The following is a 19,286-nucleotide window of genomic DNA, read 5'->3' as shown; positions in this document are numbered from 1 at the left end:
TTGCTGGAAGGAAAAAGAATTACTTTGGGAATTACCGGTGGCATTGCAGCTTATAAAACAGCTGAACTGGTTAGCTCCCTGGTAAAAGCCGGAGCCGATGTTCAAGTTGCCATGACCACATCAGCCCAGAAATTTATTACTCCCCTTACTTTTGAAGTGCTTACTGGAAATCCAGTGCACACCGATCTCTTCCAAAATGATTTTAGTGGTGGTGTTTTACACATTGATTTAGCCCAAAAGACTGATTTGCTGCTAATTGTTCCAGCCACGGCGAACATAATTGGCAAAGCAGCCAATGGGATAGCCGATGATCTAGTTTCAACGCTAATTATGGCTGCTACATGTCCAATAATGTTTTGCCCAGCCATGAATGTTGCCATGTATAACAACCCGATATGCCAAATTAACATAAGCAAACTTAAAGACTGTGGTTATCACTTTGTGGAACCTGCCTCAGGTCGATTAGCCTGTGGTGTCACGGGTAAAGGTAGACTGGCTGAGCTTACTACAATATTACAAAGCATTGACCAAATTCTAACCCCCCAAGATTTGGCGGGGTTAAAGGTTCTTGTCACCGCTGGTCCAACCAGAGAACCCCTAGATCCAGTTCGTTATCTTACTAACCGTAGTTCCGGTAAAATGGGTTATGCCATAGCAAATGCTGCGGCCTTGCGCGGTGCCAAGGTTATTTTAGTTAGTGGTCCCACTCATATAACCCCACCGGATCTTGTAGATATCGTACAGGTAGAAACAGCAATTGAAATGCATGATGCTGTATTGAAGCATTCTGATAGCTCAGATCTTATTATTAAGGCCGCTGCAGTTGCTGATTATCGTCCAGTGGAAATAAGTGACCATAAAATAAAAAAACAAGCTGATAGTATGACTGTCCCGTTACAAAAGAACCCTGATATTTTAGGGAATTTAGGAACTCGTAAACAGGAAAAGCAAGTACTGGTAGGGTTTGCTGCAGAAACACACGATCTTGAGCTTTATGCAAAGAGTAAGCTTATTAATAAAAACCTTGACTTGTTAATTGCCAATGATGTCACCCTACCTGGTGCTGGGTTTGACAGTAACACAAATATTGTACGAATTTTTTGGACTGACGGGACCATAGAAGCTTTGCCAAAGATGGAAAAGGGACAGGTTGCTGAGGAGATACTGGATCGAGCTGCAAAAATATTGAGGACCCGCCGGGGGGAAAGCTAGATGCCCTTTGCAGAAGTGGCAGTGCCTGTGCCGGTTCGCTCATTGTATCAAACCTTTCATTATCGGGTACCGGAGACCCTTCGGAGCGAACTTCAAAGGTTCAGCCGGGTCGAGGTACCCTTTTCTGGTAGATTAGTACAAGGTTTTATTATCGGGTTTGGGGACCCCCCTGCCTTAAAGAATATAAAGACTATTAGACGTATTATTGAGAAGGAACCGTTTTTAGATAGCGAGCTTTATAAAACGGCTCAATGGATGGTACAACGGTATTTATGTAGTCTAGGTGATGCTCTCCAATGTATTGCAGGATCACCTGTGGGCAGCATAAAAGTAGAAAAAACAAAAAAAGTATTAATAGCCACAATAAAAAATGACTACATACCTCTGGGCCTAATAAGAGCTCCAAAACAAAAAGATGCCCTTGAGGTAGCTCTTAGAAAACCAGGGTTAAATAAACTCCAGTTGGCTAAAGAAGCAAATACTTCACCAGCAGTAATTAATGCATTAATAAAAAAAGGATTACTAGAAGAGGTTGAATCTTTAGAAGAGAAAGTTTTTCAAACACTAGGTCCTATACCAAATCTAACCAAAGAACAAGCTAATGCAGTTGCTCAGATCAGTCAGGCATTGAAAGAAGAAAAACCATCAGCCTGGCTTTTGCATGGAGTTACCGGCAGTGGTAAAACTGAAGTATATCTGAGAATAATACAAGAAGTTTTAGTTGAAAACCGTCAGGCCATTGTATTGGTGCCTGAAATATCCCTTACTCCCCAAATGGTTCAAAGGTTTAAATCTCGTTTTGGCAGTCAAGTGGCTTTGTTACATAGTGCCTTATCACAGGGGGAAAGATATGCCGAAAAGGACCGTATACGTTCTGGGGAAGCAAAGGTTATCTTAGGAGCACGTTCTGCTATTTTTGCCCCCACAACTAACCCGGGAGTTATTATTATTGACGAGGAGCATGAATCCTCTTATAAACAGGATGAAAGCCCCAAATACCATGCCAGAGAAGTGGCTTTACAGAGGGCTGCTCAGCATAATGCTGTAGTTGTACTGGGTAGTGCAACTCCGGCCATGGAAAGTTATTGTCGAGCTCGTCCTGATGGTCCTTATCAGCTTATGCGTCTGACCCAGCGGGTGGATCAAAGAAAGCTTCCAGCGGTTCAAATTGTCGATCTAAGAAAAGAGATCGCTGCAGGAAATACTGGTATTTTTAGCCATGTTTTAGAAAAAGCTTTAGCAAAACGTATTGAAAAAAATGAAAAAAGTATTATATTTTTAAATCGACGGGGTTATGCCTCCGTTGTTGTGTGCCATTATTGTGGTCAGGTTATTAGGTGTCCCCATTGTGATATATCTTTAACTCTCCATAACAATAGTTTATTAAGATGTCATTATTGCGGCTACGTTAGTAAAACGCCTCAAAAATGTCCCGTATGTGCCAGTAGGGTTATACGTAACTTTGGATTAGGTACCCAAAGGGTCGAGGAAGAAATAAAGAGGTTATTTCCTAAAATTAATGTCCTCAGAATGGATGCAGATACCACTACCCGGAAGGGTTCGCACCAGCATTTACTGGATCAATTCATTAATGGTGATGCTCCAGTACTGGTGGGTACGCAAATGATAGCCAAGGGATTAGATATACCCCAGGTAACATTGGTAGGGGTAGTAAGTGCAGATATTTCTCTTCACATGCCTGACTTTAGAGCAGCTGAAAGGACATTTCAACTGTTAACCCAAGTTGCCGGACGCGCTGGTCGAGGGGATATAGAGGGTCAGGTTATTATTCAAACCTATGACCCGGAGCACTATAGTATCATCAACGCCCAAAAACATGACTTTATTCATTTTTATCAAAGGGAAATGGTTAATCGCAAAATTTTAGGCTACCCGCCTTTTAGTTATATAGTTCGCATTATGTTTTCTGGATTAAATGAGGGAGACGTCATCAATGCTGCACAGGTTTGGCAAGAACGATTGTCAGCAACTAGATTAGAGACTGGATTTCATACAATGGATATTCTAGGACCCGCACCCGCAAGTATACCCAGGGTTAATGATCGTTATAGATGGCAATTAATCCTACGGGGTTCGATAAGCAGAGACCTTAGAAAAATAGTTGCTTTAGTTTTGGAACAATTGGGAGTTCGTTTTAAACAGGTAGGTGTTAGCATTGATGTAGATCCGCTGACAATATAAATATAGCCTTTAGCTATTAGCTGTTAGCCCTTAGCTATTGGCTATTAGATATTAGTCTATGGCAAAAGCTAAAGGCTAACTGCTAAAAGCTAAATAGGAGGAAATTCGTATGGCAGTATATAAAATTGTCGAAATCGGTGATGAAGTTTTAAGAGAAGTTGCCAAACCAGTAAAAGAAGTTACGCCTAATATTATTAAATTAATAGATAATATGGCTGATACAATGTATGCAGCCAAAGGGGTAGGTTTGGCTGCACCACAAATTGGTGTATCTAAAAAAGTTATCGTAGTGGACATCGGAGAGGGTCTGGTGGAACTGGTTAATCCAGTGATTATAGAAGCTTCTGGTCGCTCTGTGGTGGATACAGAGGGATGTCTTTCTGTACCCAATATGGTTGGAGAAGTGGCTAGGGCGGATATACTTGTAGTCAAAGGCCTAAATCGAAAAGGAGAAGAAGTAGTATATAGGGCAAAGGGTTTTCTGGCCCGGGCCTTTCAACATGAGATTGATCACTTAGAAGGAGTTATTTTTGTTGATAAAGCAAATAACCTTCGAAAGGTTGAATAGTTAGGGGTATTGAACAAATGCGTATTGTTTTTATGGGAACTCCAGATTTTGCAGCGGCATCATTAAAATCTTTGATCCACTCAAATCAACAGGTTGTTGCTGTAGTTACTCAACCCGACAAACCAAAGGGTAGGGGAAAACAGGTGCAAGCGCCACCTGTTAAAATCTTGGCTCAGGAATATGACTTGCCGGTTCTACAGCCAGCCAGTATCAAAACTAGGGAATTTTTAGATACAATGAAAGAAATAAATCCCGACTGCATTATTGTAGTGGCTTATGGAAAGATATTACCGCCAGAATTGTTAGAGTTACCTCCTAAGGGATGTATTAATGTTCATGCATCCTTACTTCCCTATTATAGAGGATCTGCACCAATTCACTGGGCTATAATAAATGGAGAACCAGAAACTGGTGTTACTACCATGTACATGGATAAAGGTATGGATACAGGGGATATGATACTGAAAAAACCTGTACCCATAGGTGCAGAAGATACATTAGGATACCTTCATGATAAATTGGCAGTTGAAGGGGCAAAATTATTAATAGAAACCATTAACTTGCTTAAACAGAATCGTGTTCCGAGAACACCTCAGAATAATGCCTTGGCTACCTATGCACCAATGCTAAAGAAAGCAAATGAACGCATTCAATGGAGTGCTTCAGCTCATGATATTCATAATCATGTTAGAGGCATGAATCCCTGGCCTGGCACCTATACTACTTGGGAGGATAAAATATTAAAAATTTGGCAGACTGCAATACCTGCTCAAAATCAAAATAAGGTAGAGGCCGTGCCAGGTTCAGTGTTAGAAGCCAATTCTTCAGGCTTATTGGTGCAAACAGGTCAAGGTCAAATCATAATTAAAGAATTACAGCTTCAAGGTAGTAAAAGAATGGAGGTTGGAGAATTTCTCCGAGGCAAACTGTTACTTCCTGGAACTACTTTAGGAAATGAAGGAGGGTAGGCATCTGATTACACAGAGTCAAGCTCAGGTACCACATGTACGTAAAAGATTGTTTTTAGGTTTGCTTGCGGCAAGCTTAGTGATAGTAGGCTTGACAATTTTCACTATCTGGTATCTGGTCTATCATCCCACCACTTTGTTTCACCAAACATTATTAATTGCCTTGGTTGTGGCAATTATTATAGCTATTATATTAGTAGCATTTGGCATTGGGGGCATTGTTTTAACCATCTGGCTTGCTCAAACAATAAAGCCTCTGCAACCTTTGATGCGGATTGCCATATCAGCCTTATTCCCATTTGCCATTGGTCTAGGTAAGATATTTAAGATAGACACTGATAAAATAAAGAATTCCTATATAGAAGTTAATAATGAACTGGTTAGGACCAATGTACCAAACCTAATGCCTGAGCAGATATTATTATTAGCTCCCCATTGTATACAGGAGTATACCTGTCCCTATAAAGTAACTAATAATATAAATAATTGTAAACGTTGTGGAAAGTGTAAGGTTGCGGAGTTACTTGACCTAAGGGATAAATATGGTATAAATGTGGGGATTGCCACTGGCGGGACACTTGCTCGTAAACTTGTGAAAGAGTACAGACCAAAGGCGATCGTTGCAATAGCTTGTGAAAGAGATTTGGCCAGTGGTATCCAAGACTGCAATCCAATTCCGGTATTAGGGGTACTAAATGATCGTCCCTTTGGACCATGTATAAATACTTCGGTTTCAATACTTGGAGTTTCAAAAGCTATTGAATTCTTTTTGGGTAACCGGAAAGGGAAGGGATATTTAATTGAGAAATGTAAGTGCCAGAGAAATTGCTCTTCTGGTTAGTAAAGCAGTGGAAGATGAAGGTGCTTATGCTAACCTTGCTTTAAATAAATTGCTTGAAAAATATCAGCCCGGCAAATTAGACCGGGCTTTTGCCACAGAGATAGTCTATGGGGTACTAAGAAACCTAAACACGATTGATTGGGTACTTGCTCATTATCTTAAGCAACCACTGGCATCCCAAACAATTTACATTCGCAACATCTTAAGAATAGGTACTTACCAGATTATGTTTATGCCAAGAGTTCCGGATTCTGCTGCTTGTAACGAATCCGTTAACTTGGCTAAAAAATATGGTCATGCTGGTGCAGCCAAGTTTGTCAATGGAGTTTTACGAAACGTAGCTAGGCAACAGCAAAATTTGAAATATCCAGATCATGAGGAATCACCGGTTGACTACATCGCTCTGAAATACTCTCATCCAACCTGGTTGGTGGAGAGATGGCTAAAGGAATTTGGCTATGAGCAAACAGTTGCCCTCTGTGAAGCTAATAATCGTCCAGCACCTAATACAGTTCGAACCAATACTCTGAAAATCTCTCGCGAGGATTTAATCACCAGATTGAAGGAAGAAGGAGTAGGGGCTAGGGAAACTTCATTTGTCCCAGAAGGCTTAAATATCAGTGGTTTTTTATCATATCGTACTCTAAAGCCATTTCAGGAAGGCTTGTTTCAGGTACAGGATGAAAGCTCCATGTTAGTTGCCCATGTTTTAAATCCTTCCACAGGGGCCAAGGTGCTTGATGTAGCATCTGCACCTGGTGGAAAAACCACTCATTTAGCTCAAATAATGGGTGATTCCGGCCGTATAATCGCCTGTGATTTATATAAACATAAACTAGACTTAATTATGGATAATTGCCAACGGTTAGGTATCAAGTCCATTCAAACAGAAGTAGCTGATGCCAGAGAATTATACAAAAAGTATCAGGGCTGGGCAGACTATGTTCTAGTTGATGCTCCCTGTTCAGGTCTAGGTGTTTTAAGAAGAAGGCCTGACGCTAGGTGGCGTAAAGATCCTAGTCAATTACCCGGCATAGTTAGATTACAAAAGGAAATATTACAATCTGCGGCCCAATGCTTAAGACCTGGTGGGGTTCTGGTTTATAGTACCTGCACTATAACCTGGGAAGAGAATATAGGAGTTGTGGAAGACTTTCTTAGGGGACATTCTGAATTTATTATGGGTGATCTAAGACAACTCCTCCCTTCAGAATTGGCTAAGGAAAAAACAGCTGAAAATGGTTATTTGCAACTTATGCCCCATATTCATGGTATGGATGGCTTTTTTATAGCTCGTATGAGGAAAAAAGGATTTGAGTAAAAATGTCGAGAAATATCACAGAGAAAGTAAATCTAAGAAATCTAAATCTTGCGGATATGAAGAAACTTCTCTTGGATCTGGGTGAAAAACCATTTCGGGCAGATCAAATCTGTCGCTGGGTTTTTGCCCAGGGGGTCTCATCCTTTGATGAGATGACAAACCTATCCAAGGAACTTAGAAATAAGTTGGACCAAATTGCTACCCTTAGCCAGACCACAATTTTAACCCGTCAAGTATCTATGAAGGGTGATACGATAAAATATTTATTTGGATTACAAGACGGAAATGCTGTGGAAAGTGTACTGATGAAGCATTCTTATGGGAATTCGGTATGCGTTTCTACTCAGGTTGGTTGCCGCATGGGTTGTTTTATTTGTGCTTCTACAATAAATGGACTGGTCAGGAACCTTAGCCCTGGTGAAATCTATGATCAAGTACTTGGAATTCAGAGGGAGACAGGTGAAAGGGTCAGTCATATTGTGATTATGGGTGCAGGGGAGCCCTTGGACAATTATGAAAACGTAATGAGGTTTTTGGAAATTATTAATGCAGAGTATGCACTAAATATTGGATATCGCCATATTACCCTTTCAACCTGTGGCCTGGTACCCAAAATGATGGAATTGGCTGAGAAAAAACTACCTATCACTTTAGCAGTGTCTTTGCATGCTCCTAATGATGAATTACGTGATAAATTAGTCCCGATGAACAGAAAATATAATATCCAAAAGTTACTGGAAGCATGTTCTGCTTACACTAGTATTACTGGTCGCCGTATAACCTTTGAATATGCTATGTTAGCTGACATAAATGACAGTGACCTGCATGCCCGTCAGCTTGCTACTCTTTTGAAGGGTTTACTTTGCCATATTAATCTTATCCCAGCAAACCCTGTGGAAGAAAAAGGATTTGAGAGAACACCACCCGAAAGAGTTGATCGGTTTCGTAGCTATTTAGAGAAAGTTGGTTTAAATGTTACCGTTCGCAGAGAGTTAGGGACAGATATTAATGCTGCCTGCGGGCAGCTTAGGCGTAGATTTGAAAATAAACTTAACCAACCTAGACCATAAGACCTTTGTTGAAAATACAAGGGGTGTGTAGAGGATATTACATCAAAGCCCAAGGCCCATGGCACCCAGCAAGGCTAACGGCAAGTATAAATGAATGGTGGTGATTTTTTTATGCGTTTATTTTCAGGGTTGGAAAGTAGCTTAGAAAAATACATCGAAGGATTTTTTAAGGAAAAACTCAGCTCTGACAGACTTATTCACCCCACAGATATTGCTAAAAAACTGGGTCGGGCTATGAGAGATAAACGAAGAATCAGTGTTTCCAATGTTTATGTTCCAAATGAATATAATGTTTTGTTGCATCCTTCGGATTATTTGTATATTCAACCAATGATACCACTTATGACAAAGGAATTAGGCGAGTTTCTGGTTCAGAATGCAGAGGACAAAAAATTTACCTTAGTCGCTGCACCACTTATTCTTTTTACTGAAAGCAAAGAACTGGAACAGGGTGATATTATAGTAGAAAGTAAATTTGGTATAAATGAAACTTCAGAAGCAATGTACTTAAACTCGTCACCCCCTGGGAACAACGAAAATCATGAGGAAACAAGGGCTTATGAAGCAATATCTGACACGGCACCTCTAAATAAGTCGGAACCAATTTACTTTGCTAGCTTAGTGGTGGAGGAGGGAGCCGACCAGGGAAAGGAATTTCTTTTGGGTGATAATCTTTCAAGTATAGGCAGACGTGATACCTGTGATATTGTTTTAAATGATAACAGTGTATCCAGGCGTCATGCACAAATAGAGAAAGTAAGTGAAGGCTTCTGTTTAATAGATCTTAACAGCACCAATGGTACATATGTAAATGGCTTACTTATTGATAAATATGAATTAACTTCAGGCGACGTTATCACCTTAGGTAATACAGTTTTGATATTTAAGGAGTTATAAACGTGTTAGCGCTCGTAATTACAGTCTTACGTGGACTTTTTTTAATATTACTTTATCTTTTTATTTTTAGATTAACTATTAGTATGATTGAACAGATAAGGACGGTCGATGGACCCAGTCGTTCTCTACATAATTCAGTTAATTTTAAAAAAGGGCAATCAAGAAATTTAATTATCGGCGGGGATGGCGCTACTTTGAAAGTAGTAGCTTCTGAAGACGAATTAATAAAAATAGGTGAATCCTATCCCTTGGGTGATGAAACAAAGTTGGGACGAGGACGTGGGAATCAAATTATTTTAAGTGGTCACCATGCATCACAGGAGCATACTCGAATATTGTATAAGCAAGGACAGTACTGGCTAGAAGACTTAGATAGTTTAAATCATACATTTTTAAATGATGTTCCCATAGACAAACCAACAGTTTTAGCAAACGGTGATCGAATTAGAATTGGTGATGTTATTTTTCATTTTGTGAGGTGGGCGTATGAAATGGAGTCAGATTAGTGATATTGGCCGGGTCAGGGCCGGTAATGAAGACAGTATGTGCGCTTGCCCAGATATTGGTCTGTTTGCCGTAGCCGATGGTATGGGAGGCCATAAAGCTGGTGAGATAGCCAGTAGTACTGCCCTGAGCTACTTAGAGGAACAATTAAAGGATTCTAGGGTGCAACAAGAGGATATTGCAACTAATTTACTGCGTATCATGGAAGAAGCAAATTTAAGAATACATCGGCTATCCAGCGAAAATGAAGAATATCGTGGTATGGGTACAACAGTTACAGCGGGAATTGTCTCTAACAATGACCTTATTATTGCCCATGTAGGAGATTCTAGAGCTTATTTAATACGAAATAAAGCAATTAATCAAATTACCAATGACCATTCTCTGGTGGGTGAGATGCTTCGTTGCGGGGGACTTACTGAGGAACAAGCAATAAATCATCCCCAAAGAAATGTTTTAACTAGAGCCATGGGAACAGCCCCTACCATAAGAGTAGACTTACATACTGTAAACCTATATGCCGGAGATAAGATTTTATTTTGCACCGATGGGCTTATAAATCATTTAAGGCCTGAGGAAATAAAAGAAATAATAGTTTCCCACGTTGACCTTGGGCAATGCCTGAGGGACCTGTTGAAGATTTCTCTTGATCGGGGTGGTATTGATAATATCACCATGGTATTGGTGGAAATAGACTAATTGCGAGGAGTGCTCCTTGTGTTAGCTGGTCTGCGAAAAGAAGAACGTAGTTTACTGCACTATATTGCAGCTTTCCTTACAGTGGGTATTATTATCCTTTATCTTGGAAAGCCAGAATTAAATAAGGTATATGAATTATCTTTGAGTGGCGGGACCAAACTCCCTTTTTGGTGGTTTGTGGCTTTTCTAAGCATTGGTTCTATGTTAGGTTTTTGGCTTGTAAGCATCTATTGGAGACTGGCAGATTTTTGCTGTGATCCTTTCCTTATGCCAATAACCGCAGCTCTAACTTCTATAGGATTGATTTTTTTATTTAGACTGCGTCCACAATATGCTGAAAGGCAGTTTGCCTGGCTGCTTATAGGATTACTAGTTTTAGTCATGGTCACAACTCTACTGAGACACCTGGATAGACTAGCTGAATATAAATACATATACGTTGCTGTGGGAGTACTATTATTAATTGCACCAATATTTTTTGGTCAGGAACAATATGGAGCACGTAGTTGGTTAAACCTTGGCTTATTTCAGGTACAACCGTCAGAATTTGTAAAGATTCTCTTGGTGTTTTTTCTCGCAAGCTTCTTAGCAGAAAATCAAAGAATTCTTACCACAGGCAATAAACAGTTATTTGGTATAAGCATTCCTGGCATTCGTGAATTTGGACCTTTAGTTGGGATGTGGGGAATCTCCCTACTTATATTAGTTTTCCAAAGGGATCTAGGAACTGCTCTTATTTACTTTTGTACTTTCTTGGCTATGATATATGCTGCAACAGCTAGGACTTTTTATATTATACTAGGTTTAATTATGTTTTTGATGGGAGGAACCATAGCCTACTACATTTTTAGTCATGTGCAAGCCCGTGTTGATATTTGGCTTGATCCCTGGTTATATATGGAAGGAAGCGGTTACCAAATTGTCCAGTCCTTATTTGCTCTAGGTTCAGGTGGTTTATTTGGCAGTGGGTTAGGTAAAGGATTACCTAATTTAATACCAGCTGTTCACACAGATTTTATCTTTTCAGCAATTGTAGAAGAATTAGGGCTCTTTGGTGGATGTGCTGTACTCATCTTGTACATGTGCTTATTATTTAGGGGTTTGATGATAGCCTTAACTTGTCGGGATAAATTTTTATCTTTATTAACTGCGGGACTTACAGTATTAATGGGATTTCAGACCTTTATTATAATAGCAGGTGTCATTAAACTTCTACCAATGACAGGTGTTACATTACCCTTTATTAGTTATGGGGGTAGTTCCTTAATTGCTAATTTTATTATTCTTGGTATAATTTTAAACATCTCCCACGAGGTAAATGGAGGAAATGACACAGAATATTAAAAAATTGGGATACTTTTTACTATTCACCTTTGTTACCTTAATTCTATACTTAACTTACTTGGTTATGGTTCAGGGTGAACAGCTTGCAAGGCATCCACAAAATCAAAGAATAGCAGCCCAAGAAGCTGGCATTATCCGTGGAACTATCTATGATAGAACTGGTACTATAATAGCTGAAACAAATTGGCGAGGTAAACAGGGGGAAAGAGTTTACCTGAAACAGGACCAATTAACTCCCTTTTCTCATATAACCGGCTATGTGTCCCAAAGATACGGAGCATTTGGCCTAGAAGCTTCCTACAGTAAAGAACTTCTTGGATTAACAGAGGCTGACTATCTAGAAAACCTCTTAGATCGAATATTAAACCGTACACCAAGGGGAAATGATTTAGTTTTAACTTTAGATACAGTTCTCCAAAGAACCGCTTTGAATGCTTTAGGTGGAAGACGCGGTGCAGTGGTGGCAATGAATCCTAAGACAGGTGAAATACTAGCCTTAGCCAGTTCCCCAACCTTTGATGCAAATGAAATAGACAGGCCGGAGGTTTGGAAGCAGTTAAATCAGGATAAACTTAATGCTCCTTTACTGAACCGAGCAACCCAAGGAGCTTACCCACCTGGGTCAGTGATGAAAATTGTAACTGGTGCTGCCATTCTTTCACAACAAATTCTAAAACCTCAGGATAAGATACAGTGTCCGGGATATACAGTGATTGACGGTCAAAGAATTAAGGACAATCGGTCACACAACAGTGTAGATTTTAACAAAGCCATAGCCCTGTCTTGTAATACTTATTTTGCCTTAGAAGGTTCTAAACTTAGTTGGGACCAATTTGAAGATAACTTTAAAAAGTTTGGTTTAAGTGCAACACCTGACATTGGTGTGCCTGTAAGGTCAGGTACCCTAGCCAAAGGAGAACGGAGAAATTTAAGTCAGCTTGCTGAATCTTCCTTTGGACAAGGAGACACCTTAATCAGTCCCTTACATATGGCCTTGGCTTGTTCGGCCATTGCAAATAATGGAATAATTATGAAACCTTACATAGTAAAAGAAATAAGAAAACCAAACGGCAAACCTATCAGTGTTACAGAGGACTCACTATGGCTAACTGCAACAGACCCCGAAGTAGCTAAGCAGATTGCCCAGGGTATGGTTGCCGCAGCAAAATGGGGTACAGCAACAGCAGCATCTATCAAGGGCCTTGAAGTAGCAGGAAAAACAGGTACTGCGGAGACTCAGGGTAATAGTTTACCCCATGCCTGGTTTGTGGGTTATGCCCCAGCAGAAAACCCCAAGATTGTCGTAGCGGTGATAGTAGAAAAGTCAGGATCAGGCGGTATAATAGCAGCGCCAATTGCCAGAGAAATATTTTCTATGGCTTTGGCCAGATAATATTTTAAGCTCTCATCTGTTAGTTCAGGTGGATTTAAGGAGTGAGACAGAAGATGATAGGCAAACTTCTGGGTAATCGTTATGAAATTCTAGAACAATTGGGCGGCGGAGGAATGGCACTGGTTTGGAAAGGTAAGGACACCTTTTTAAATCGCTTGGTAACGATTAAAGTACTCAGACCGGAGTATGCCAGTGACCAAGATTTTGTTCGTCGCTTTCGCCGTGAAGCCCAAGCTGTGGCCAGCCTGTCCCACCCTAATATTGTAAGTATATACGATGTAGGGCAAGAAAATGAAAGCTACTACTTGGTTATGGAGTATATAGATGGGGAAAGTCTTAAGGAATTGATTCGCAGGGAGGCTCCTCTGGGAGCTACTAGAGTAATTCAACTTGGACGTCAAATTGCCGATGCACTTGAACATGCCCATGAGAACAGTATCATTCACAGAGATGTTAAGCCCCATAATATACTAATTACCAAAACTGGACGAGCCAAACTGACTGATTTTGGTATTGCACAGGCCAGTGCTTCTACGATAACACATACCGATACCATTATAGGTTCTGTTCATTATATATCACCAGAACAAGCGAAGGGGGAGCCTGCGGGACCAAAATCCGATATTTACGCCCTGGGTGTAGTTCTATATGAAATGTTAACCGGTCAGGTTCCCTATCAGGCAGATGGTGCAATTGGGGTAGCCCTCAAACACATTCAAGAAAAACCTCATACTTTAAGACAAATAAATCCAAACGTACCGGAGGATCTAGAAAAAGTTGTTTTGCGGGCCATGGATAAAAGGCCCGATAAAAGACATAAAAGTGCCAAAGCCCTAGGTGATGATTTGGTTTCTATCAGTGAAGAAACTAAAAATATGTCTGCGTATGCTTCAGAAGATGAAGATTATACTCGGGTCATACCGGGACCTGTTACCATTAAAGATGAAATAAGAGCTACTAGGCCCACAGAAGAAAAATCTCCGAAAAAGAAACAGATGAAACCTGCTGCTTGGGGTATGTTAGCTGTAGTGGTTTTATTATTGGTAGCCGCGTCAATCTTTGCCCTTAACAGTTATTTAAATGTGGGTGAAGTTAAGTTACCTCCAGTAACAGGGATGAAGGTAGACGAAGCAGTAAAGGTATTGGAAGGTTATGATCTCGAGGTAAGTATATCCAGGCAATACCATGAAACAATAGAGAAAGATGAAGTAATATCACAACAACCAGAGGCGGGTAAAATAGTAAAAAAAGGGCGGCCAGTGGTCTTAGTGGTTAGTGATGGCCAGGATTTGGTCGAAGTGCCGGATGTTACTGGGCTAAACTTTGATGAAGCAAGGTTTACCTTATTGAACTTACATTTCCAAGTTGAAACACCTGAGTATGTATATAGCAACAGTGTCGAAAAAGATTTGGTGGCAGAGCAAGAACCTGCAGGAAAAAACAAAGCACCTCGAGGCAGTAGAATTATTATACGAATAAGTCAAGGTCCCAAGCCACAAATACAAAAGGTACCCAATCTTATTGGTTTAACTCAGGAAGCTGCCCGGGCAGAATTATCTGCTCTAAGACTTGAATTGGATGAAAATATAGGACAAACTGAAAGCAATGAATACCTTAGTGGTCAAATTGTTACACATGAACCTGGCCCTGGTAGTGACCTAGAGGAAGGGAAAAAAGTAAAAATAGCAATTAGTACTGGTCCAGGACCAGCACCAAAGGAAGTGAAGGTAAAACTTTTTGTTCCAGATGATGGAAATACTCACGAGGTTAAAATAGAGACAGAGGATGTCAGGGGCAAGTACAACCCATACATTAGTACTCACCAACCTGGTGATAATGTTGCTAAAAGCGTTATATTATTCGGCAAGGGTATTGTAAGAGTATTTATTGATAACGTTCTGGTGGACGAAAAAGAGGTTGAATAAAGGAACCTAGATCAAGGGGAGTGTAATATTGTTCGAAGGAGTTTTAATTAGGGCCTATGGTGGTTTTTACTATGTGAAAAAGGGTGATGAGGTTTGGGAATGCTCATTACGGGGAAAATTTCGTTTAGGTAAAGACTCACCTGCCTTAGTGGGGGATAGGGTTATGGTTACACCTATTAAACAAAATGTTGGTCGTATTGACGAAGTTTTACCAAGAAAGACAGAACTATTTCGACCAGCTGTTGCTAATATTGACCAAGCTGTTATTGTCTTTGCAGTGCAAAACCCAGAACCCAACCTAACTCTCCTTGATCGATTTCTAGTATTAGCAGAAACCTCAGAAATTGCTCCCTTAGTATGTCTAAACAAAGGAGACCTACTTACTGGACGAAGAGATCATGAATGGCTTCGTTTATACAGAAAAATTGGCTACCCCACGGTTATTACCAGTACCAAAAAAGGAGAAGGGATTGACGAACTAAGACAATTATTAATAGGTAAAACATCCGTTTTGGCTGGTCCATCAGGGGTTGGTAAATCTAGCCTATTAAATGCAGTGCAGCCAGGATTAGAACTAAAAACAGGGGATATAAGTCATAAATTAAAAAGAGGTAAACATACCACCCGCCATGTAGAATTATTACCTTTAAAAAGTGGTGGTTACGTGGTTGATAGCCCTGGATTTTCCAGTCTTGATCTGCCACATATGAATAAAGAAGATTTAGGTTACTTTTTCCCAGAGTTTGAGACCTTTATTGTCGAATGTAGATTTAATGGCTGCTTGCACTATCATGAACCTCAGTGTGCCATAAAAGGGGCTGTTGAAAAGGGGCTTATTCAGAAAGAAAGATACCAAAATTACTTAACATTTTTACAAGAAATCCTGCAACAGGAGAGGAGATATTAGCATGATTAAAATAGCACCGTCCATACTGTCTGCTGATTTTGCTAACCTAGCTCAATCTGTTCAAGTAGTAGAGCAGGCAGGAGCGGAATATTTACATATCGATGTAATGGATGGTCACTTTGTCCCCAATATAACTATTGGACCCCTTATTGTTCAAGCTCTAAGGCCCCATAGTAAGATATTATTTGATGTACATTTGATGATTGAGAATCCCGACCGATATGTCCCTGAATTTATTAAGGCGGGAGCTGACCTAGTATGTATTCACGCAGAGACCTGCCAACATTTGCATCGAAACATTAGTCAAGTCAAGGAACTAGGTGCGAAGGTGGGTGTAGCTCTAAATCCACATACCCCGTTGTATGTTCTGGAACATGTATTACCTATGCTGGATTTAGTATTACTAATGACTGTAAACCCCGGATTCGGGGGACAAAGGTTTATTCCTGAAGTTTTACCCAAAATTCAAACCCTTGCCCAAAAAATTAAGGAGCAAGGTTTAGCTACAGAAATTGAGGTTGATGGGGGAGTCAATACAGAAACTGCTAGTTTGGTTGCCCAGGCAGGGGCTCATGTCCTAGTGGCAGGCTCAGCAATATTTGGCGCATCTGATCCAGCCCAGGCCGTGGCTGATATTAGAAAGGCTGCTATAATCTAGGGAACAAAAAACAAGTAAATCATTTCACAATAGGGAGAGCTAACACACCCATACAGTCAAATAATCAAATAACAGTGGGCCATCATTAGCTATTAGCCATTAGCCTTTAGCAAAGTACCTAAACTAAATAGCTAACAGCCAACAGCTAAAAGCTAAAAGCTAAAAACTAAACCGTCTTGCTTTCATTTATCATTTCGGAGACAAGTCGTAGGGTTGCTACTGTGTTGGTTAGGAGAATCTCATAGAGCATAATTGGTAATACATCCTGTATAGTAGCTCCAACTTCTCCGTCTTGGACCTTTTTTGCAATAATATCACCAGCTCTGTTTAGACTGTTATTAACTAAAGTAATAATTTCTTCTTGGTGTTCTTGGACGAATTTGTCAACATTTACTGTCATAAAATTAACCAGCCTTTCAAGTTTTTTGTCGTTAGTCATTAGCTTAAATACTTAAAAGCTAATAGCTAAATTATAACCCTGGCTGAAAGTATTTCCAACATAAACATTTTTTGATTTTATTGTTAAACTATATTGACCAGATTGTGATATAATATACAATATGAATAGGACGAGCCTACTAAAAAATCAGGAGGGATAGTTGTGAATTTGTTAATTATGGGACCCCCCGGTGCCGGTAAAGGTACACAGGCAGAAGTTTTAGTAAAGGAATTAAAAATTACCCATATTTCTACAGGGGATATGTTCCGTGCTGCTATTAAAGAAGGTACAGAAATGGGTAAGAAAGCCAAAGAATATATGGATAAGGGTGCCCTTGTTCCAGATGAAGTTGTTATCGGTATGGTCAAGGATCGTCTTTCTCAGGCTGACTGTAAAGATGGTTTTCTATTAGATGGTTTCCCTCGTACAGTAGAACAAGCCTCTGCCTTAGACGCAACACTGCAAGATCTAGGTATTAAACTTGATGCAGTAATCAATATTGAAGTTCCCTTGGAAAAATTAATGGCACGTTTAACTGGTCGTCGTGTTTGCAAAAACTGCGGTGCTTCTTACCATGTTATTTTTAATCCTCCTCAAGAAGAGGGTAAATGTAATTCCTGTAGCGGTGAACTATATCAACGTTCCGATGATAATGAAGAATCCGTAGGAACCCGCCTAAATGCCTATATCGAAAAGACCAAGCCTCTAATCGATTATTATGAAGCAAAAGGAATTTTGAAAAACATTAATGGTGACCAAGAAATCAGTTCAGTACTTACTGATATTTTAGCGGCTGTAAAATAACTTATTAGAATTCTCAAACCCCTTAGATTAAAAAATCTAGGGGGTTTTGCTTTTAGCCTTTAGCATTAGCTGTTAGCTTTTGTGCAAAAGACTAAAAGCTAAGGGCTAAATCACGAAGATTATTTATTAAGCAATTTTTAAAAAATACATCAAAGGATGCAGGATTTTCGCATATCGTAGTGGAATACTCACAAGCGTCGAAATTATTAGTCAATATGTATAGAAAAATATAAAGGGGGGTGGTTAATAATTTGACGCTTTATCGGGACAAAACATATATTTAATAGCTAGGAGGATTGGAATGAGAAAATTTCGTATTTTAGCCATCTTGACCGTTATGGCATTATTAACTGCCTTAGTAACAGGTTGCGGTGGTGGTAACAAGGAACAGCAAGCGGCCAATTCAAATGAAATTATTATTGGTGGAAACTTAGAGTTAAGTGGTGCTGTGGCTACATATGGCACAAACTTAAAAAATGGAGCAGAGTTGTATTTTGAAGAAGTTAACGCTGGTGAAGGCGTTCTGGGTAAAAAGATTAAGTTCCAAGTATTAGACAACAAATCCGATACCACAGAAGCTACTAACGTTGCTACTCGTTTGATTTCCCAGGACAAAGTAGCAGCCATTATCGGATGTGCCACTTCTGGTAATACCATGGGTATTATGCCAGTGGCTACTGATAATAAAGTACCTATTATTACCCCCTCTGGTACTGCTTTAGAGGTTACTGTAGATCCTAATACTAATCAAGTTCGTGAGTATATTTTCCGTACCTGCTTTATCGATCCTTTCCAAGGTATTGTAATGTCAAACTTTGCTGTGAAAGATCTGAAGGCTAAAACAGCAGTTCTTTATGTTGACAATCAGTCTCCCTATGCTAAAGGTCTAGCTCAATTTTTTGAGGAAGCCTTTACTAAGCAGGGTGGACAAATTCTGGCTAAAGAAGCCTTTGTTCCAGAGGATCAAGACTTTAAAGCTACACTAACTAAAATCAAAAAGTTGAATCCCGATGTAATTTATCTTCCAGCTTACTATGAAGCTGTAGGTAAAATTGTTAAACAAGCTAGAGAAATTGGTATTACCGCTCCCTTCCTTGGTGGCGATGGTTGGGATTCTCCCAAACTGACTGAAATTGCTGGTGCAGCAGCTCTTAATGGAACATACTTTACAAATCACTATTCTTCCCAGCAGGATGATCCTACAATTAAGGCATTTGTAGAGAAATACCAAGCAAAATATGGAGAAGTTCCAGATACCTTTGCAGCCCTTGGATATGATACCGCAGTTTTATTGGTAGATGCAATTAAACGTTCAGGTGACGGATCTTCTGAAAAAATCAAAGAAGCTCTAGCAAGCACTAAGGATTTGCAGACAGTTACTGGTAAAATTTCCGTAGATGAGCAACATAACCCCGTTAAAGGTGCCGTTATTTTAGAAATGAAAGATGGTAAGCAGGTTTATAATACCTATGTGACTCCATAACATCAAAGTTAATATCAACTAAGTAATGAGGGAGTACTCTCTCCCTCATTA

Annotated in this window: 18 protein-coding genes; 17 read left to right on the top strand and 1 reads right to left on the bottom strand. The window is 39.8% G+C overall.

Going from position 1 to position 19,286, the window contains the following annotated elements; all coding sequences use genetic code 11:
* The 15 genes from coaBC to rpe all read left to right on the top strand — a co-directional run bounded on the left by coaBC (window position 1) and on the right by rpe (window position 16,509).
* The gene (gene coaBC / locus ACYQ03_RS12345) at window positions 1–1,212 is read left to right on the top strand and encodes a bifunctional phosphopantothenoylcysteine decarboxylase/phosphopantothenate--cysteine ligase CoaBC (RefSeq protein WP_459910236.1); all 1,212 of its coding nucleotides are present in this window, start codon (window positions 1–3) and stop codon (window positions 1,210–1,212) included.
* A complete protein-coding gene (priA, locus tag ACYQ03_RS12340; RefSeq protein ID WP_459910235.1) occupies window positions 1,213–3,414 on the top strand; it encodes a primosomal protein N' in 2,202 nt (733 codons plus the stop codon).
* A 109-nt stretch (window positions 3,415–3,523) separates the two neighbouring features.
* A complete protein-coding gene (gene def, locus ACYQ03_RS12335) occupies window positions 3,524–3,982 on the top strand; it encodes a peptide deformylase (RefSeq protein WP_459910234.1) in 459 nt (152 codons plus the stop codon).
* A 17-nt stretch (window positions 3,983–3,999) separates the two neighbouring features.
* Entirely contained in the window at window positions 4,000–4,950 is a 951-nt protein-coding gene (gene fmt / locus ACYQ03_RS12330) for a methionyl-tRNA formyltransferase (protein ID WP_459910233.1), read from the top strand.
* On the top strand, window positions 4,937–5,791 hold the full coding sequence (locus tag ACYQ03_RS12325; protein WP_459910232.1) for a DUF116 domain-containing protein: 855 nt from the start codon (window positions 4,937–4,939) through the stop codon (window positions 5,789–5,791). The genes fmt and ACYQ03_RS12325 overlap by 14 nt, the downstream gene beginning before the upstream one ends.
* Window positions 5,751–7,112, top strand: a complete 1,362-nt coding sequence (gene rsmB, locus ACYQ03_RS12320) for a 16S rRNA (cytosine(967)-C(5))-methyltransferase RsmB (RefSeq protein WP_459910231.1) — start codon at window positions 5,751–5,753, stop codon at window positions 7,110–7,112. Before ACYQ03_RS12325 ends, rsmB begins: the two co-directional genes overlap by 41 nt.
* Before the next feature lie 2 nt (window positions 7,113–7,114).
* Entirely contained in the window at window positions 7,115–8,182 is a 1,068-nt protein-coding gene (gene rlmN, locus ACYQ03_RS12315) for a dual-specificity RNA methyltransferase RlmN (RefSeq protein WP_459910230.1), read from the top strand.
* Between the two features lie 111 nt (window positions 8,183–8,293).
* Window positions 8,294–9,079: an FHA domain-containing protein gene (locus tag ACYQ03_RS12310; protein ID WP_459910229.1), complete on the top strand. Its 786-nt coding sequence runs from the start codon at window positions 8,294–8,296 to the stop codon at window positions 9,077–9,079.
* A 2-nt stretch (window positions 9,080–9,081) separates the two neighbouring features.
* The gene (locus ACYQ03_RS12305; protein ID WP_459910228.1) at window positions 9,082–9,585 is read left to right on the top strand and encodes an FHA domain-containing protein; all 504 of its coding nucleotides are present in this window, start codon (window positions 9,082–9,084) and stop codon (window positions 9,583–9,585) included.
* Complete coding sequence (locus tag ACYQ03_RS12300) at window positions 9,566–10,282, top strand: Stp1/IreP family PP2C-type Ser/Thr phosphatase (RefSeq protein ID WP_459910227.1); 717 nt, start codon at window positions 9,566–9,568, stop codon at window positions 10,280–10,282. Before ACYQ03_RS12305 ends, ACYQ03_RS12300 begins: the two co-directional genes overlap by 20 nt.
* An 18-nt stretch (window positions 10,283–10,300) precedes the next feature.
* A complete protein-coding gene (locus ACYQ03_RS12295) occupies window positions 10,301–11,626 on the top strand; it encodes an FtsW/RodA/SpoVE family cell cycle protein (RefSeq protein WP_459910226.1) in 1,326 nt (441 codons plus the stop codon).
* Entirely contained in the window at window positions 11,610–13,019 is a 1,410-nt protein-coding gene (locus tag ACYQ03_RS12290) for a peptidoglycan D,D-transpeptidase FtsI family protein (protein ID WP_459910225.1), read from the top strand. Before ACYQ03_RS12295 ends, ACYQ03_RS12290 begins: the two co-directional genes overlap by 17 nt.
* A 41-nt stretch (window positions 13,020–13,060) precedes the next feature.
* Complete coding sequence (gene pknB, locus ACYQ03_RS12285; RefSeq protein WP_459910224.1) at window positions 13,061–14,944, top strand: Stk1 family PASTA domain-containing Ser/Thr kinase; 1,884 nt, start codon at window positions 13,061–13,063, stop codon at window positions 14,942–14,944.
* A gap of 28 nt (window positions 14,945–14,972) precedes the next feature.
* A complete protein-coding gene (gene rsgA / locus ACYQ03_RS12280) occupies window positions 14,973–15,851 on the top strand; it encodes a ribosome small subunit-dependent GTPase A (RefSeq protein ID WP_459910223.1) in 879 nt (292 codons plus the stop codon).
* Between the two features lies 1 nt (window position 15,852).
* Complete coding sequence (gene rpe, locus ACYQ03_RS12275) at window positions 15,853–16,509, top strand: ribulose-phosphate 3-epimerase (protein WP_459910222.1); 657 nt, start codon at window positions 15,853–15,855, stop codon at window positions 16,507–16,509.
* A 166-nt stretch (window positions 16,510–16,675) separates the two neighbouring features.
* Here the strand turns inward: rpe and ACYQ03_RS12270 are convergent, their stop codons facing one another.
* Entirely contained in the window at window positions 16,676–16,909 is a 234-nt protein-coding gene (locus tag ACYQ03_RS12270) for a hypothetical protein (RefSeq protein WP_459910221.1), read from the bottom strand.
* A 201-nt stretch (window positions 16,910–17,110) separates the two neighbouring features.
* Here ACYQ03_RS12270 and ACYQ03_RS12265 point away from each other — a divergent pair, with 201 nt between their 5' ends.
* Both ACYQ03_RS12265 and ACYQ03_RS12260 read left to right on the top strand, forming a co-directional pair.
* Window positions 17,111–17,752: an adenylate kinase gene (locus ACYQ03_RS12265; protein WP_459910220.1), complete on the top strand. Its 642-nt coding sequence runs from the start codon at window positions 17,111–17,113 to the stop codon at window positions 17,750–17,752.
* Window positions 17,753–18,053: 301 nt separating this feature from the next.
* Window positions 18,054–19,235, top strand: coding sequence for an ABC transporter substrate-binding protein (locus ACYQ03_RS12260; protein ID WP_459910219.1), 1,182 nt, complete (start codon window positions 18,054–18,056; stop codon window positions 19,233–19,235).
* Window positions 19,236–19,286: the final 51 nt, after the last annotated feature.

This window comes from Desulfotomaculum defluvii, from assembly GCF_054657375.1.
Note: the sequence above shows the minus strand (reverse complement) of the source record. Positions and strands in the feature narration are given on the sequence as shown.

Bases quoted from the DNA above. Each gene is read 5' to 3' on its own strand.
- fmt (WP_459910233.1), top strand. From the start codon at position 4,000: ATGCGTATTGTTTTTATGGGAACTCCAGATTTTGCAGCGGCATCATTA.
- ACYQ03_RS12300 (WP_459910227.1), top strand. From the start codon at position 9,566: ATGAAATGGAGTCAGATTAGTGATATTGGCCGGGTCAGGGCCGGTAAT.
- priA (WP_459910235.1), top strand. From the start codon at position 1,213: ATGCCCTTTGCAGAAGTGGCAGTGCCTGTGCCGGTTCGCTCATTGTAT.
- ACYQ03_RS12260 (WP_459910219.1), top strand. From the start codon at position 18,054: ATGAGAAAATTTCGTATTTTAGCCATCTTGACCGTTATGGCATTATTA.
- ACYQ03_RS12310 (WP_459910229.1), top strand. From the start codon at position 8,294: ATGCGTTTATTTTCAGGGTTGGAAAGTAGCTTAGAAAAATACATCGAA.
- rlmN (WP_459910230.1), top strand. From the start codon at position 7,115: ATGTCGAGAAATATCACAGAGAAAGTAAATCTAAGAAATCTAAATCTT.
- ACYQ03_RS12290 (WP_459910225.1), top strand. From the start codon at position 11,610: ATGACACAGAATATTAAAAAATTGGGATACTTTTTACTATTCACCTTT.
- rpe (WP_459910222.1), top strand. From the start codon at position 15,853: ATGATTAAAATAGCACCGTCCATACTGTCTGCTGATTTTGCTAACCTA.
- def (WP_459910234.1), top strand. From the start codon at position 3,524: ATGGCAGTATATAAAATTGTCGAAATCGGTGATGAAGTTTTAAGAGAA.
- ACYQ03_RS12270 (WP_459910221.1), bottom strand. From the start codon at position 16,909: ATGACAGTAAATGTTGACAAATTCGTCCAAGAACACCAAGAAGAAATT.
- ACYQ03_RS12325 (WP_459910232.1), top strand. From the start codon at position 4,937: ATGAAGGAGGGTAGGCATCTGATTACACAGAGTCAAGCTCAGGTACCA.